Annotated in this window: 12 protein-coding genes; 3 read left to right on the top strand and 9 right to left on the bottom strand. The window is 63.8% G+C overall.

Annotated features, from left to right (window positions below; translation table 11 throughout):
- Window position 1: 1 nt before the first annotated feature.
- Both BM222_RS10360 and BM222_RS10365 read left to right on the top strand, forming a co-directional pair.
- Window positions 2–499, top strand: coding sequence for a hypothetical protein (locus BM222_RS10360; protein WP_092228148.1), 498 nt, complete (start codon window positions 2–4; stop codon window positions 497–499).
- A gap of 162 nt (window positions 500–661) precedes the next feature.
- Window positions 662–1,024 (top strand): flagellar protein FlaG, encoded by a 363-nt coding sequence (locus BM222_RS10365; RefSeq protein WP_092228149.1) that lies wholly within the window; start codon window positions 662–664, stop codon window positions 1,022–1,024.
- A 3-nt stretch (window positions 1,025–1,027) separates the two neighbouring features.
- On the opposite strand, the gene BM222_RS10370 is transcribed toward BM222_RS10365, so the two are convergent.
- The 4 genes from BM222_RS10370 to BM222_RS10385 all read right to left on the bottom strand — a co-directional run bounded on the left by BM222_RS10370 (window position 1,028) and on the right by BM222_RS10385 (window position 6,885).
- Window positions 1,028–1,393: a hypothetical protein gene (locus BM222_RS10370; RefSeq protein ID WP_092228150.1), complete on the bottom strand. Its 366-nt coding sequence runs from the start codon at window positions 1,391–1,393 to the stop codon at window positions 1,028–1,030.
- Window positions 1,394–1,406: 13 nt separating this feature from the next.
- Entirely contained in the window at window positions 1,407–1,775 is a 369-nt protein-coding gene (flaF, locus tag BM222_RS10375) for a flagellar biosynthesis regulator FlaF (RefSeq protein ID WP_092228151.1), read from the bottom strand.
- A gap of 286 nt (window positions 1,776–2,061) precedes the next feature.
- Window positions 2,062–4,353, bottom strand: a complete 2,292-nt coding sequence (locus BM222_RS10380; RefSeq protein ID WP_092228152.1) for a DUF1522 domain-containing protein — start codon at window positions 4,351–4,353, stop codon at window positions 2,062–2,064.
- 219 nt (window positions 4,354–4,572) lie between these two features.
- The gene (locus tag BM222_RS10385) at window positions 4,573–6,885 is read right to left on the bottom strand and encodes a DUF1522 domain-containing protein (protein WP_092228153.1); all 2,313 of its coding nucleotides are present in this window, start codon (window positions 6,883–6,885) and stop codon (window positions 4,573–4,575) included.
- Window positions 6,886–7,208: 323 nt separating this feature from the next.
- On the opposite strand from BM222_RS10385, the gene flbT reads away from it, so the two are divergent.
- The gene (flbT, locus tag BM222_RS10390) at window positions 7,209–7,634 is read left to right on the top strand and encodes a flagellar biosynthesis repressor FlbT (RefSeq protein WP_092228154.1); all 426 of its coding nucleotides are present in this window, start codon (window positions 7,209–7,211) and stop codon (window positions 7,632–7,634) included.
- 71 nt (window positions 7,635–7,705) lie between these two features.
- Here the strand turns inward: flbT and BM222_RS10395 are convergent, their stop codons facing one another.
- The 5 genes from BM222_RS10395 to BM222_RS10415 form a co-directional block, all read right to left on the bottom strand.
- On the bottom strand, window positions 7,706–9,202 hold the full coding sequence (locus tag BM222_RS10395) for a pyridoxal phosphate-dependent decarboxylase family protein (protein ID WP_092228155.1): 1,497 nt from the start codon (window positions 9,200–9,202) through the stop codon (window positions 7,706–7,708).
- A complete protein-coding gene (locus BM222_RS10400) occupies window positions 9,199–10,446 on the bottom strand; it encodes an ATP-grasp domain-containing protein (protein ID WP_092228156.1) in 1,248 nt (415 codons plus the stop codon). Before BM222_RS10400 ends, BM222_RS10395 begins: the two co-directional genes overlap by 4 nt.
- A gap of 18 nt (window positions 10,447–10,464) precedes the next feature.
- Window positions 10,465–12,066 (bottom strand): hypothetical protein, encoded by a 1,602-nt coding sequence (locus BM222_RS10405; protein WP_177243127.1) that lies wholly within the window; start codon window positions 12,064–12,066, stop codon window positions 10,465–10,467.
- Window positions 12,067–12,076: 10 nt separating this feature from the next.
- Entirely contained in the window at window positions 12,077–12,859 is a 783-nt protein-coding gene (locus tag BM222_RS10410; RefSeq protein ID WP_092228158.1) for a hypothetical protein, read from the bottom strand.
- Window positions 12,860–12,932: 73 nt separating this feature from the next.
- Complete coding sequence (locus tag BM222_RS10415; RefSeq protein ID WP_092228159.1) at window positions 12,933–14,846, bottom strand: flagellar protein; 1,914 nt, start codon at window positions 14,844–14,846, stop codon at window positions 12,933–12,935.
- Between the last annotated feature and the right edge of the window lie 4 nt (window positions 14,847–14,850).

A 14,850-nucleotide genomic window follows, 5' to 3' on the forward strand; every position in this document is an offset into this window, starting at 1 on the left:
GATGAACCACTTCAACGCCTCACGTCAGCCGATGCCCGCGCAGCGCCCGAACAACACACCCGGCAGCGCCGAGGCGCGTAAGCTCGCCGAGGATTTGATGGATGCGATGAGCGCCCTGCTCGGCTTGATCGAGCGCGAGACCGAACTGGTCCGTGCGGGCAAGGTCCGCGAGGCCATGACGATGGAAGGCAAGAAGCAGGAGCTGTCGAGGCGCTATGTCGGCGCCATCAGCCAGTTGAAGGCGAACCAGGACAAGCTGGCGAAATCCGCGCCCGAGCTGCTCTCGACATTGCACCGCCACCACGACGCTTTCCGCGCCATGCTTCAGGTCAACCTCACCGTGCTCGCGACCGCTCATGCCGTTTCCGAAAGCGTCGTGCGCGGCGTCAACGCCGAGATCCAGAAGCGCAACGTGCCGAATACCTATACTGCTGCGGGACGCCGCGCGGCGCCCGGCCCGCGCCACATCACGCCACTCGCGGTCAGTCGCACGCTCTAGGCACATACACAAAGTATTGCTTTGAATTTTAGGAAAAACCGCCCGCCAAAAGCGTCGCGCGGTTAGGCACGTTTCCTTACTGGATGTTCAATCCTGGTGTTCCATGGTTGCGTATTGAGAGGGGTTGGGATTTGACTCACGCAAGGCAACCAGGAGGCTGCCATGAGTACAGATTTCAGCATCAGGCCGGTGGGGATACCGGCCCCCGTACAGATCGTAACGACGTCGAATTCGGCGGCGAACGATGCCGTACAAACCGATTTGCCAGTGAGCCAGACGGTCGCCGCAAGCGATACGACCGCGCCTGCGCGCAATGATCTGCAAAGCAGCAGCGAGAACATTTCGCGCCAGGTCGTGTTCGACCAGGCTGCTGCATCCATGGTCTTTCAGGTCGTCAATGAAAAGACGGACGCGGTGGTGAACCAGTTCCCCGACGAGGCGATGCTGCGCCGGCGCGCGTATTTCCACGCAATTGATTTGAAATCGGAGCCCAACCGTCCGGCCAATACGGACCTCAGCGCCTGACGATCAGGTATCGAGCGTGGCCTGCGCCGTGTCGAGATAAGTCGAGCCGGTCGCGGGATCGGTGACGACGTTCTTGATCTGCGCCTTCCCGACATTGGTCAGCGTGAACTTCGTATTGCCGAACCGGAACGAGTTGTCCTTGATCAGCACCTGCTGATACTGCGACGTGCCGCTGCTCTGGTAGCGGATCTGCGCCCGAAATCCGTTGACCTGCGAGATGCTGAGCGAGAACTTCTTGCCGTCGGGATAGGTGCCGCTCCAGCTTCCCTGATAGAGCGCGGGGTCGACCGCCACATACTTGGTCTTGCTCGGCGCAGATACGCTTGCCGACTTGTACGCGCTCGACAGGATGCTCATGACGTCGGCCATGGCTGCGCTCCGCTCAGGGACGGCCGGACAGGCCGGCAGCGATGTTGCGGTTGATCTCGATCAGCGGGCGGAAGTGATCGAACTGCGGGCTCATCTGCAGCGCCGCGGTCTGGCTCAGCACGAAGACGCTGATATTGGCGATCTTCTGGCGGACCTCGAGCGGCTGCGGATTGTTCTCGCGCATCGCTTCGCTGAGGAAGATGGTCCAGAGCTTGCGATTGAACATCAGCGCCTGTGTGGTCTGCTCGCTGAACGGATCGGCAGCGTTGATCGCGTCCTGGAGCTTGTTGGCGGCCTTCAACAAGGTCTGCGCCTCAACGTCGCGAGGAGATGCGGTGGTCGTTGCAACACGCGCGTAGGCCGAGGCAGCGGAATTCGACATCAATCACACCTTGGAAGTTACCTAGCCCATTGAACGGACTTAAGGATTTCTTTCCCAACCCTATGCATCACCGCTTAAGATTTGCTTACATGCGCGCTTGGAAGCTCTCCGGTTTATTACGGGTCACTTCGTGAGCGCGATGATAGAAGCGCAAGACGCAAGCTGTAAACCTGCACTGCATCATGCCCATCGATCGCAGCTAATCCAGTCTTAGCGAACTCCTTCAAAAGAACGGCGGAGCATTAGCCCCGCCGCGCCTCTCGAGATTCGATTCTGCGTTTCCGGATTAGCGGAGCAGCTGCAGCACGCTTTGCTGCGACTGGTTCGCCAGCGACAGCGCGGAGACCGCGATCGACTGACGGGTCGACAGTGCCTGGCTGTTGGCCGCTTCCTCGTTGGTGTCGGCCAGCGTCAGGTTGGATGAGCCGGTTTGCAGCACGTTGATCAGGTTCTTCGAGAAGTCCTGACGCACCTGCACGATCGAGAGATTGGAGCCGAGCGCCGAGCCTTCCGAGCGCAGCGTGCTGGAGGCGGCGTTCAGGCTCGCGAGCACCTTGTTGGTCGCCCCATTGTCGATGAAGTCGACGCCGTTGACGAGATTGCTGAGGCCGAGACCCGCCGCGTTGAACACCACGCCGTTGATGTTGAGCGTGGAGCTGCCAGTCTCGTTGAAGATGAGCTTCAGCGTATCGCCATTGAGCAGGTTGACGCCGTTGAAGGAGGAGTCCTGCGAAGTCGTATCGATCTGCGCCAGAATGTTGTTGAATTGGCCGACGAGACTTGAACGCGCCGTCTGCGCGACCGGATCCTGGATCGGCGGCTGCGCGGTCGTGAAGGTGAGCGAGCTCGTGATGGTACCGCCGACCGCACCGCCGGCGATCGTGGAACCCAGCGTCGAGGACGCATATTCGTTGACAGTGGAAACCGTAAGCACGCCATTGGCGTCGATCGTTGCGGTCAAGTGGTTCGCCTGAAGCTGCGCGTTGAGCTGGTCGAGCGTCTTGACCGTGCCGTTGGTGCCGTCACCGAACGTGACGTTGACCGGCGTGCCGCCATTGAACGAGGTGAAGGTCAGGGTCTTGCCGCTGATGCCGCCAACGCCGCTCTGGCGGGCCGCGGTGAAAGCCGATGCGGTGCCCGTGTTGCCGGCCAGTCCGAGCGCGGCCAACGAGTTCCCTGTGCCCGTGATCGACAGATCAGCATTGATGCCGGTCGACAGCTTGAGCTGGCCGGAGGTATTGATCGACGAAGCGCTTTGCCCCGACGCGGTCGCAAGCGTGCCACCGCCGCTGCCGTTCAATGTGAAGGTCTGCACGCCGGTCGCGAAGTCGATCGCCTTCAGCACATCGGCGATCGTGCCGGTCTGTAGATAGACCGTCGAGTTGCCGTTGCCGTCGGTCTCCACGTTTCCGCTGACGCCGAAGCCGCTCGGAACAGCCGGAGCATTGGTCGAACCCGGAACCGGTGCATTCTTGAAGGTGATGACGTGGCCGTCGACGTTGAGCGTCGAGCCGTCCTGGATCAGCGAACCGAGTGAGCCGGGAGCGGTCGCGCGCGCGATATTCAGCGTCGCGTTGCCGCCACCCGTTGCAGTGGTGAGGCCTAAGGCCTTGAGGAAGTCGGCCTTGCCCGTGATGGACACGTCGGCGCCCGTCGAGGTCTCGATCGTCGCGATACCGCTGGCAAGAGACGAAGGAGTCGCGCCGGAGGCAACGCCGATAGTCGCAACACCGCTGTTGTTGATCGAGGCGGTCTTCACGCCGCTGGCCAGGTCGATCGCACTCAGCAGGTCGTTGACTTTCGCGACCGGTGCACCCGTCGTGCCGAGATAAACGGTCGAATTGCCGTTGCCGTCAGTGAGAATCGTGCCGCTTGCGTTGACACCCGATCCGGCCGGAATGGCCGTGCCGGCCGGAGCCGAGCCGGCGCGGAAGGTAATCGTGTGGCCGTTGACGGTCATCGTATCGCCGTCCGAGGGAGACGAGGCTACGAGGTTTGAAGCACCTCCGACGCCGATCAGGGTCGCAGTGCCGGCCAGCAACGTCGAGTTGTCGGAAGCCTTCACCGCAGATGCGGCGGGTGTGGCATAACTGCCCTGAGCGGCGCTGCCCAGCAAGGTCGTCGCCTGGGCAGGCGTGGTACCACCGGCCGTGCCATCGAAGAGCACATTGCTGGACGCCGTTGCGCTGCCATAGCTCGTGGTGCCGCGCAGGTCCGCGGGCGTCGCGCCGGGGATCGTGGTCGAAATGTTCGACTTCGTGGAATAACCGACCGTGGTCTGGAGCGCCTGATTGGCGATCGACTTGGCGCTGTCGATCAGCTTTTGCAGCGAAGTGATGCCCGTGTTCGCCGCCTGGAGCACCTGCACACCGTTATTGATGCCGTCGAGCAGGTTGCTGATGTCGCTCGCCCGGTTGTCCAATCCCTGCGCGGTGAAGAAGTTGGTGGGGTTATCCAGCGCCGTGTTGACCTTCTTGCCGGTCGAAAGACGCGACTGGGTGGTGGCGAGCAGGTCGGCCGTTGATTGCAGCGACAACAGGTTCTGGCGAACTGACGCCGAGAGAACGATGTTGGACATTGGCGGTCTTCCTTTTGAACCGGATACGAATCGGGCTCGCCGATCTGAAAGCGGGCTTTGGTCGAGTTTTAGGGGTTGTCCTTTAAAGTATGGTTAACGGCGGCTTAAGGGACAGGGTTAATGCCAGGTTAGCGCCCTGCCCGCCCATTCCGAGGCAACAAAAAAGCGGCGGGGCCTAAGCCCCGCCGCTCTCATTTATCTCGTAATTTCAGTTACTTCTTAGCGGAGCAGCTGGAGCACGCTCTGCTGTGAGGTGTTGGCCAGCGACAGCGCGGACACCGCGATCGACTGGCGGGTCGACAGCGCCTGGCTGTTGGCCGCTTCCTCGTTGGTGTCGGCCAGCGTCAGGTTGGACGAACCGGTCTGCAGCACGTTGATCAGGTTCTTGTTGAAGTCCTGGCGCACCTGCACGACGGAGAGATTCGAACCGAGGGTTGAAGCCTCAGACCGCAGTGTGCTCGATGCCGCGTTCAGGCTGGTGAGCACCTTGTTGGTCGCGGCGTTGTCGATGAAGTCGGTGCCCTGCAGCAGGCCAGCCAGACCCAGACCCTTCGAGTTGAAGGTCACGCCGGTGATGTTCAGGCTCGACTTGCCGGTCTCGTCGAACACCAGCTTGAGCTGATCGCCGTTGAGCAGGTTCACGCCGTTGAAGGAGGAGTCGACCGAGGTCGTGTCGATCTGCGACATGATGTTGTTGTACTGCGCAACCAGGTTCGAACGAGTGGCCTGAGCAACCGGATCGACGGTCGGTGTGGTCGCATTGGTCCACGTCAGGGCCGTGGTAATCGTGCCGCCGATCGCACCACCGGCGACAGCCGAGCCGATCGTCGAGGACGCATAGTCGTTGGTCACGGACACCGTGAGCAGGCCGTTGGCGTCGATCGTGGCCGTCAGGTTGTTGGCCTGAAGCTGCGTATTGAGCTGATCGAGCGTCTTGACCGTACCGCCGGTGCCGTCGCCGAAGGTGACGTTGACCGCCGTACCGCCGTTGAAGGAGGCGAAGGTCAGGGTCTTGCCGGAGATGCTGCCGGGTGCGGCGGCACGGGTCGCGGTGAACGCAGTGCCGGTGCCGGTCGAACCGGTGAGACCGAGCGAGGACAGCGCGTTGCCAGAACCGGTAATCGACAGATCCGAGTTCGCACCGGTCGAGATGTGCAGCGCGCCGGCGACGATCGAGGAGTTCGTCGCGCCCGCGGTGGTCTGCAAGATCGCCGTGCCCGAGGTCGTGGACTTGATCGTCTGCACGCCGGTGGCGAGGTCGATCGCGGTCAGCACGTCGGACACCTTGCCCGCCTGCAGATACACCGTCGAGTTGCCGTTGCCGTCGGTGACCACGTTGCTGCCGGTGCCGGCAATGCTGGAGCCGGTCGGAACGTTGGCCGTCGCAGGCACCACCGCGTTCTTGAACGTGATGGTCTTGCCGTTGACGTTCAGTGTCGAACCATCCGAGATCAGCGAGCCGAGGCTGCCCGAGGCAGTCGTTCGGGTCGCGGTGACCGTGGCGTTGCCCGAACCGGTCGCACTGGTCAATCCCAGGGCACCCAGCAGGTCAGCCTTGCCGACGACATTCAGATCGCCGCCCGTCGAGGTCTCGAGCGTGATCTTACCGCCGGTGATCGAGGACGCAGTGTTGCCCGTCGGGGTCGAGAGAGCGGCAGTACCGGCGGTCGTGTTCACCACAGCGTTCTGCACGCCGCTCGCGAGGTCGATGGCGTTCAGAACGTCGCCGACCGTCGCGGTGGAGTTGGACGCACCGGAGCCCAGATAGACGATCGAGTTGCCATTGCCGTCGGTGGCGATGTTGCCGGTCTGGCCGTAACCGGCCGGCAGGGTGTTGGTCGACCCCGTCACACTCGGAAGGTCGCCGGACTTGAAGGTGATCGAGTGACCGTTGACGGTGAAGCTCGTGCCGTCCGTGAACTGCGTGGCTCCGATCAGTGACAGACCCGCGTTCGCTGGCGTGCCGCCGCCGGTGCCGTACAGCAGGGTGCCGGTGGTGATGGCCGTTGCCGTGGTCTGGTTGTCCTTCACCTGGCTGCCGGTCGTCGCGCCGATGGTGCCGCCGAGCGTGGTGCTGCCCGCAGCCGCCGTCGCGCCGCCGGCGGCGCCGGAGAACAGCACGTTGGTCAGCGCGGTCGCGCTGGTGTAGGTCGTCGTGCCGCGCAGGTCGGACGAGGTCGCACCTGCGATCGTGGTCGAGACGTTCGACTTGGTCGAGTAGCCGACCGTGGTCTGCAGCGCCTGGTTCGCGATCGACTTCGCGCTGTCGATCAGCTTCGAGAGCGAGGTGATGCCGGTGTTGGCGGCCTGGAGCACCTGCACGCCGTTGCCGATGCCATCGAGCAGGTTGTTGATGTCGCTGGCGCGGTTGTCGAGCGACTGGGCGGTGAAGAAGTTGGTGGGGTTATCGAGCGCCGAGTTCACCTTGTTGCCGGTGGCCAGATGGTTCTGGGTGGTGGCGAGCAGGTCGGCGGTGGACTGGAGGGAGAGCAGGTTCTGGCGAACCGAGGCGGAGAGAACGATACCGGACATACTGTTACCTTTCTGGTAGCTACGCGTCCTGTTTGACCGACATTGATCAAACGACCGGCGGACGGTGCCTTCGAGCCTCTAACAATCCGTGAAATGAAACCGCCGGTTTGTCCGAGTCGCCCCCAAATTCGCCTCTCGGGAGTTTTCGGGCATGGCGTCGCCCGCTCCTAACTCCTTGTATTTTCTGTGCCTTCCACCACGCCGGCAGGCGTTTACGACCCGTTAACCACAGTCGGCAAGGATTGGGCCCAAATCAGAGCGGGCAACCTTCATTGAAGCGACGCGTGCGCCGCTCGTTACCAAAGCGTTGATGGAGAACAGGCATGGCTCTCAAGGTCGAGCTCAAACCGCACGAACGCATCATCGTCGGTAACTGCGTGATAACCAACACCGAGCAGCGCGCCCGACTTCTGATCGACGGCGAGAACGTGCCGATCCTGCGCGAGCGCGACATCCTCACCCCGGAGACGGCCGACACACCGGCCAAGCTCGTCTATCTGGCGGTCCAGCTGATGTACATCTCGCCGGATCCGCAGACCCAGCACGGTACCTATTTCAACCTGGTACGCGACATCGTCACCGCGGTGCCGAGTTCCTGGTCGATCATCGAGGGCATCAACAACAACATCATGAGCGGCGATCTCTATCGTGCGCTGAAAGAAGCCCGCAAGCTGATCGCCTACGAAGAGAAGTTGCGCGACCAATACAAGGCCACTCATCCCGAGCCTGACGTGAGCTCTGCCGCCTGATCGCAAAACTGCCTCAACGACAACGGCCCCGGATCATCTTGCGGGGCCGTTGTCGTTTCAGTTGACTGCCATTACTGCGCGGCGAGCGGCGGCGCCTCGACCTCGATCAATTCGCCGGTTCGCTGCGCGCCGAACTTGATCACCGCCGCCACCAGCGCGTCTATATCGCTCTCCGCAGTGCGGTGATTGACGATCGCGGCGCGGATCGCGAACTTGCCGTCCAACGTCGTGCTCGACGGCGCCGCGATGCCGGACTCCTGGACATCGGCGACGATCTCGCGATTGACCGCATCGTCGGCGCGATAGCGGAAGCAGACGATGTTGAGATTGACGAACGCGAGCAGCTCGAGCCGGGGCTCGGCAAGCACACGCGTTTCCAGATATTTCGCGAGCGCGCAGCTTCGCGCAATCACCGCGCCCAGCCTGTCTGTGCCGAACGTCTTCAGCGTGAACCAAGTCTTCAGCGCGCGGAAGCCGCGCGACAGATCGGGACCGAGATCGCACGGCCAGACCGTGCCGGCCGCAAGCCCCCTCGCCTCGCGACCGAGATAGGCCGCCGGTTGCGCAAAGGCCTGCCTGTGACGTTCGCCGTCGCGCACCAGCAGGAAGCCGGCGTCATAAGGCACCTGGCCCCATTTGTGGAAGTCGAGCGCAATCGAGTCCGCAAGCTCGATGCCCTCGAGCATCGGCGCGACCTCGGACGAGAGGATCGCGAGCGCGCCGAAGGCACCGTCGACGTGAAACCAGATCCCCTCCGCACGACACAGCTCCGCGACCGCCTTGAGATCGTCGATCGCGCCGATGTCGACGGTGCCGGCGGATGCCGTGACCAGGAAGGGCTCGAAGCCGACATCGCGATCGACAGCGATCTGCGCGCGCAACGCGGCGACGTCGATGCGATGATCGGCGTCGACATCGATCTTGCGGAGTGCATCGGTGCCAAATCCTGCGATGTCCATCGCGCGGGAGATGCAGCCATGCGCAGCCTTCGACGCATAGGCCGTGAACAGCGCGCCGTCGTTGCCGATGCCGTACTGGCGTGCCGGCGCGCCGAGCGCGCTCGTGCGCGCCACCAGCACGGCCATCAGATTGGCCATCGACGTGCCCGTGACGAAAATGCCGCTCGCACCTTGCGGAAAGCCGAACAGGCCGCGCATCCACGCGACGATCTGACGCTCGACCTCGATCGGCATGTGATCGCGCCCGCCGAGATTGGCGTTGAGGCCGGCTGCAAGCATTTCTGCAACCATGCCGACGGCGGTGCCGCCACCATGCACCCAGCCCATGAAGCCGGGATGAACATTGCCGGTCGCGTAAGGCGCGACGTGCTCGCAGAATTCGCGATAGACCTCCGCAAGATCGCTTGCCTCGCGCGGCAGGTCGGTTCTCATGGCGGCGCGAACCGCGTCCGGGATCGGTTGCCAGACCGGACGCGCGCGTACATTGGCGATGCCGTCGATCGCGTCATCCAGCATGCGATGCGCCAGCGCGCGAAACTCGCTCCAATCCTGCGGATCGAGCGATCCGTTCGCGACGCCGGCCAGCGTGTTGCGGATGATCTCGTTCATGCTGCGCTCTCCAGGCCCGACTTGTCAGTCGGCCTGGCATGCCGCGACAGCATCGCGGTGAACGCGGCGAAGATCTTGCGCATCTGAGGCGGCTTGTAGGGGAATACGACCGGCGAATCCATGTTGTGGACGACCGCGGTGTTGTCGGCCTCGAACACCAGAAGCTCGCCGTTCTGATTCTCGGCGCAGTCGACGATGAAATAGTCGAGCCCGACGCGCCGGCTCATTTCGTCGAGCGCGCCTCTGTGGCGCGTCGCGAAGGCGTTGTCGAAATCCTGCATGAAGATCGCTTCTTCGGCGCGCTTCTCCTCACTGAACGCCATGTAGGCGTTGAGATACCAGATGTCCCAGCGATCGGCGATCGCCATGTGACAGGCATAGGGCTTGCCGTCGACCATCGCGAGCCGGATCTTGCGATAGAGCCCGTCGGGACCCGCATAGTTGACGAAACGCGCGACGAAGAAATCCTGCTCCTCCCGCGCGGCAAGATAGGCCGCGAGCGCCGCCGCATCGTCGAGCTTCGCAAGTCCGACGCCGGCATGGGTGCCGCGCGGCCGCGCGATCATCGGAAAGTGCAACTCGCCCGTGATGTCGTTGCAGGCGATCCGCCCCTCCGAGAGAGCAATCAACTGCCCGCGCGTCGCGTGGGCGGTCACGGGAATGTCGAGGCCCGGGATATCGGCCAGCAGCCGAAACAGCTTGTCGCGATCGAGATTGCCGATCCGTTCCGGCCGATTGAGCAGCGGTCGCGGCCAGCGCGGCGCAGCCTTTTCGATCAGCGCAAGCGGTTCGCGGCATTCCTCGGAATCGGACGCAACCACGATGGCAACGTCATGATCGGGTAGCGTATCCGGCAGTCCGCTTGTCTTGGTCACATAGAGCGTCAACAGCTCGATATCGGAGCCTTCGAGCAGGAATTCGATCGGCGTGTTGCCGCCCATGTCGATGTCGGCCGCCAGCGCAAGCAGGCGCAAGCCCGGCTTCGGCGCGCTGGACGGCGTACGAAACAACTGATGGAAGGAGAGCACCTCGGACTGGATCAGGAGCCCGGCCTCCTTATCGCCCTGAAGCTGGGCAATCAGCGACAGATCGAGTCCCTCGCCCGCCTGCGCCGTTCCCTCCGCGACCCGCGCCAGCAGATGCGCACGCAAGGGGTGCAGATCGACGCCCTCGAAGGCCTGGCGCGTCAGACGCGCAAAGCCGATACGGTCGGCATAATCAGGCGCGGCAAGCGGATGCAACATCTCACACCTCAAACAAGGCTATGCCGGCACGGCGGCGGTACGGTCGAGCAGCAGCTCGATCTTCACCAGAGCATGGGCGATGCGATCGAGAATGTGCTGCACATTGCGTTGCGCCTGCGCGCCGTCGGGCGACCAGGCGTCGGTTAGGAGCCGCGCACCGACGCATAGCCGGAGAGCAGCATGCGAAACGCCATCGGGTTGCTCCAACCGCACCGGCTGGCCGACGAGATAGCGTTGCGCCGCCACCTGCCGGTCCGCCGGGCTGCCGCTGATAGCATCATTCATATCGCGCGCCAACGCACGGTGAACGGCGCTGGTGTCGGCGATGGATGCCGGCTTGCCATCGCGCAACAGCGTGAACGGAAAAATCGAACGTTGCGCAAATTCTTCATCGTCGGGACCAGCGGTGTCAGCGGGCGCCGGGATTGCGCGCAGCGACGGCGACAACGCGATCATGCTCTCGATGCCGGACGCAAGCTCGGCGAGCGTCCTGGTGCGGAACGCGCCGGGCACGGCATAGTAGCCGCCGATCTCGGCGAGCGCCGCTTCCCAGCGCAGCCATTGGCCGAAATTCGGACGACGCTCGAAGCGCGAGCGCAGCGCCGTCCAGGCCATCGGCCAGTCGCAACGGCCCGCATAGTCGAAGAAACCAGGCGCGATCCCTTCGATCCGGTCGAGCGCCCGGGACAGTCCCTTCGGCATCAGCAGCGCGCCGCTGAAGGCGGGGCCACCAAAGAATTTCGAGCCCGTGATCAGCACCATGTAACCGCGATCGAGATAGGACCGCAGCCTCCGACGGCCGAGCCGCGCCTGACAGGCATCGACGACCACCTGAACCTTGCGCGGCCAGCGCTGCGCGATCTCGTCGAGACAGGCGGCGCTCGGCGCACGCCAGCCGAGCTTTGACGAATCCATGATGTGCAACAGGACGCGCCGGCCTTGCGCCAGGCTGCTCTCGATGGCACGCATGACTTCGGCATCCGCGTCAATACGCATCGAACGGCCGGAGGCGTCGAGCAGCGGGATCGCGCTGCTGTCGCCGGCGAGGCCCGCGATCGCAGCGTCCTTGCGCACGGCAATGCCGCTCGCCGTCATCGTGCTGAAGTGGTGCCCGCGCGCGGTATGAACGGTGCCAGTGCCGGTCTGGTCCGCGCCAACCACGATCGTTAACGGCGGCGCACCGAGCACCGCGCGCGCGAGGAACAAGGCATGAAGCTGAGAGTCCGTGCCCGACGCTGAGAACACCACGTCAACGCGCGGCGGCAGCTGGAAGTGGCCGCGCAGCTCGTCGCGCATATCTTCGCAGCGCCGATCGAAGGCGATCTCGACGTCGTCGAACAGCGATTTGTGGACCAGCTCCTCGCGTGCCAGCGCGGCGCGGTCATAGGCGGCCTGCGAGATCGGCGATGCCGTCGACGAGGCGAAATTCCAGATCTCGGGTTCGGGCGACGCCCCGCAGCCATAGGCATTGACGCGGTCGTGGGGGCCGAGCGCCAGTCGCAGATCTCCGCCGGACACGAGCAAGGTATCCAGCGGTGTGAAGAGGTCGCGCAGGCGATGGCGCGAGCCGCCCTCGGAGGCGCGCTCGATGTCGGACGGGCGGGATGCGCCGATGCTCATCCCGACAGGCTCACGCCGCGTCGGCCGCCGCCGCAGGGGCCGGCGTAAATTGGGAGGCGATATCGCCATGGAATACCGACGGCCCGACATGATCGAGCGAGCTCTGGATATCGGCCCAGATCTCGCCTCCGATATCGGTCCACCGCTTGCAGAACGCGAAGTCCTCGGAGAGATACGTGCCGGTCGCAGGATCGATCATGCACTCGAACAGCGCGAACCGGTTCTGGCTCGCGGCCAGCGAGTCGTGCGAATGCTCGCGAAAGAATTGCAAACTGGCATAGTCAGGATGGCGGCACATCGCCTCCAGCGCCTGGCGGCGGATCATCAGGAAACCCGTCCCGGCATAACGTACGCGGGTAAAACCGTTGACCACCACGATGCGATCAGGATTCTCGATCTCGAGCACGTAGTCGAGCGAGGCCGCCGTCACGTCGGTGCGGCCGGCCTGGATCGCCCGCTTCGCCTTGTCCCAATTGACCCGCTTGATCGGATAGCAGCCGGCGACGACATCGGCGCCGGACTCGATCAGCCGGAACACCTGCTCGGGCCTGAAGCCGATATCGGCGTCGATGAACAGGAAATGCGTCGCATCGGGATCGTCCAGGAACATCGCGACCAGATTGGCCCGTGCGCGCGTGATCAGCGCATCGCCGTCACGCAGCAGCACCTTGAGCCCGAGATTGGACATGCCGTGCACGGCGCGCTGCAGCGCGAAGATGGAGCTCGCGTAAATGCTCGACACCTGTCCGCCGAAGCAGGGCGTCGCCACCACCAGTTGCAACTTGTCCGACATTGACGGCTCCGCGCCCTGCTCGACTCCTCTCCAAGAGGTAAACAGGCATGGTTAATGGCGCCTTAATGCGCCGTTACAGGTACTTGACCAGCGAGAGCTGCGCGAGATTGGCGGTAGTCTGATAGGACGCCTGCAGCGCGTTCTGAAGCGACAGGATTTCGCTCGCGACCTGGTCGGGCGATGCGGACTCCGCCTGGTCGACGATCGTCTGCAGCTGCGCTTTGGCCTGGGTCTGGCGCGTGGTCGCGTCTTTCATCGTATCCTGGGCCATCGCGATGTCGGTCTGGATGTCCTCGATCTTCTGCTGTCCCGCCTGCGGCGTCAGCGCCTGCGTGGTGCGCAGGCTCAGCGCTGCGACCGCCCCACCCGAATATTGCCCGGTCGGCGAGGTCGAGAACGTGCCGTACACGGCGATCGCCTGCAATTGCTTGCGGATCGCGTCCTCGTCGGCCTGCGCGCCATATTGCACCGTGACCGAATCGTCGACCCGTGCCACCGCGGTCGAGCGCGCCGAGCCCGGCCCGTCATTGCCGGTGTACCATTTCACCGTTGTGGCCGAGCCGTTCACCAGCGTCGTCGCCGAACTCGCCGGCGATGAGCCGACGCGCAGCGGCGGTTGCGTCGCGGTGATCGAGGACGACGCGAAGCCCAGCGCGCCGAGCGCTGCGGTGGCGCTCGCCGTCGAGCCGGAGATGCTCAAGGTCGCGGCATTGTCGGTGTTGATGGTGATCGAGCCGCCATGGATCGCCGATGGCTTCGAGGTGCCCGTGATCTGGTCGATCTTGCTCATCAGGGTCTGGATGCTGTCGGTGACGTTGAGCTGGTTGCCGGTCGCGCCTGAGGCAACGAAGCTCAGCGTGGTGCCGTTGACGGTGATGCTGTCGCCGACCGAGAAGCCCGGCGAGATGGAATCCGAAGGCGCCGTGCCCGAGAGCGCGGTGGTGCCACTGATCGGCGCCGGAGGGCTCGCCTGATTATTCTTTGCAGCGCCGATCGCCGAGCTGTCGGTGTTGAAGAAATTGTCGCCGGCGGTGACGGCCGATGCCGCGACCAGCGAGGTGTTGGCGAGCTTCGTGATGGCGGTGTTCAGCGCGGTGTTGAAGTTCGTCGCCGTGGTGACCGGGTTGGGCGCAACCGGCGGAACGGCCGAGGGATTACCGGTGTCGACCGCAAAGCTGCCGACCGGCACCGGCGTCGCCGTGCTCGCGGTCAGGTCGACCTGCTCGGTCGAACCGTCAGGCAGCGAGAACTGCACACTGATCTTGTCGCCGTTATTGGGAGGCGTGGCGCCGAAATTGACCGAAAACGACACCGGCGAGCCGCTCGGACCGGTGACCGTTGCGCCCGTCAGGTTCGAGGAGACAGCTGAGATCTTCAACCCGAACGGCGATGCCGGGCTGTCTTCCGCCACCTGAACCGAGGTGGTGGTCGGTTGCGACTGCACCAGCCGCCCCATGCCGTTGGCGCCGAGGTCGGCGGCCTGGCGCTCCGCCATGACTTGCTTCAGGCCCGCCTGCGTGGTCGTGCCGTTGATGATGTCGCCGGCATTGGCGACCGATTGGGTGTCGTAGGCGGTGCCGGAGAACAGATAGCGGTTGCCCGACTGCGTGTTGAGCACGCCGACCATCGAGCCGAACTGCGCGGCCGCGGTGTTCTGCGCCACCGTCTGGCCATTGACGTTGAGATCCTGCGAGCTGGTGGCCGAGCCCGTCTGCACCGTGTTGCGGATCGTCGTCAGCGACTGCAGCGCCGTGTTGGCGAGGTTGATGTTGACGTTGACGTTGGTGATCGTGTCGGTATAGGCGGCGATGTTCGAAAGCTGCGCGCGCGAGGCGATCGCAAAGCCCTCGTTGGTGCCCATGCCGGAATAGTTCTGCGACAGCTTGCCGGTCGAGAGCTGCGTCGACAGGTCGGTGAGCTGCTGGTTGATGTTGCGGATCTGTGCGCCGAGCACCGACGAGCCGTAATTGATGCTGCTGATCGACATGTTT

The sequence above is a fragment of the Bradyrhizobium sp. Gha genome (assembly GCF_900113735.1).
In the GTDB taxonomy this organism is placed as follows: Bacteria; Pseudomonadota; Alphaproteobacteria; order Rhizobiales; family Xanthobacteraceae; genus Bradyrhizobium.

What these genes read in the sequence shown, in the direction of transcription:
- BM222_RS10360 (WP_092228148.1), top strand. Translation starts at nt 2, where the DNA reads ATGAACCACTTCAACGCCTCACGTCAGCCGATGCCCGCGCAGCGCCCG.
- BM222_RS10365 (WP_092228149.1), top strand. Translation starts at nt 662, where the DNA reads ATGAGTACAGATTTCAGCATCAGGCCGGTGGGGATACCGGCCCCCGTA.
- BM222_RS10370 (WP_092228150.1), bottom strand. Translation starts at nt 1,393, where the DNA reads ATGGCCGACGTCATGAGCATCCTGTCGAGCGCGTACAAGTCGGCAAGC.
- flaF (WP_092228151.1), bottom strand. Translation starts at nt 1,775, where the DNA reads ATGTCGAATTCCGCTGCCTCGGCCTACGCGCGTGTTGCAACGACCACC.
- BM222_RS10380 (WP_092228152.1), bottom strand. Translation starts at nt 4,353, where the DNA reads ATGTCCAACATCGTTCTCTCGGCGTCAGTTCGCCAGAACCTGTTGTCG.
- BM222_RS10385 (WP_092228153.1), bottom strand. Translation starts at nt 6,885, where the DNA reads ATGTCCGGTATCGTTCTCTCCGCCTCGGTTCGCCAGAACCTGCTCTCC.
- flbT (WP_092228154.1), top strand. Translation starts at nt 7,209, where the DNA reads ATGGCTCTCAAGGTCGAGCTCAAACCGCACGAACGCATCATCGTCGGT.
- BM222_RS10395 (WP_092228155.1), bottom strand. Translation starts at nt 9,202, where the DNA reads ATGAACGAGATCATCCGCAACACGCTGGCCGGCGTCGCGAACGGATCG.
- BM222_RS10400 (WP_092228156.1), bottom strand. Translation starts at nt 10,446, where the DNA reads ATGTTGCATCCGCTTGCCGCGCCTGATTATGCCGACCGTATCGGCTTT.
- BM222_RS10405 (WP_177243127.1), bottom strand. Translation starts at nt 12,066, where the DNA reads ATGAGCATCGGCGCATCCCGCCCGTCCGACATCGAGCGCGCCTCCGAG.
- BM222_RS10410 (WP_092228158.1), bottom strand. Translation starts at nt 12,859, where the DNA reads ATGTCGGACAAGTTGCAACTGGTGGTGGCGACGCCCTGCTTCGGCGGA.
- BM222_RS10415 (WP_092228159.1), bottom strand. Translation starts at nt 14,846, where the DNA reads ATGTCGATCAGCAGCATCAATTACGGCTCGTCGGTGCTCGGCGCACAG.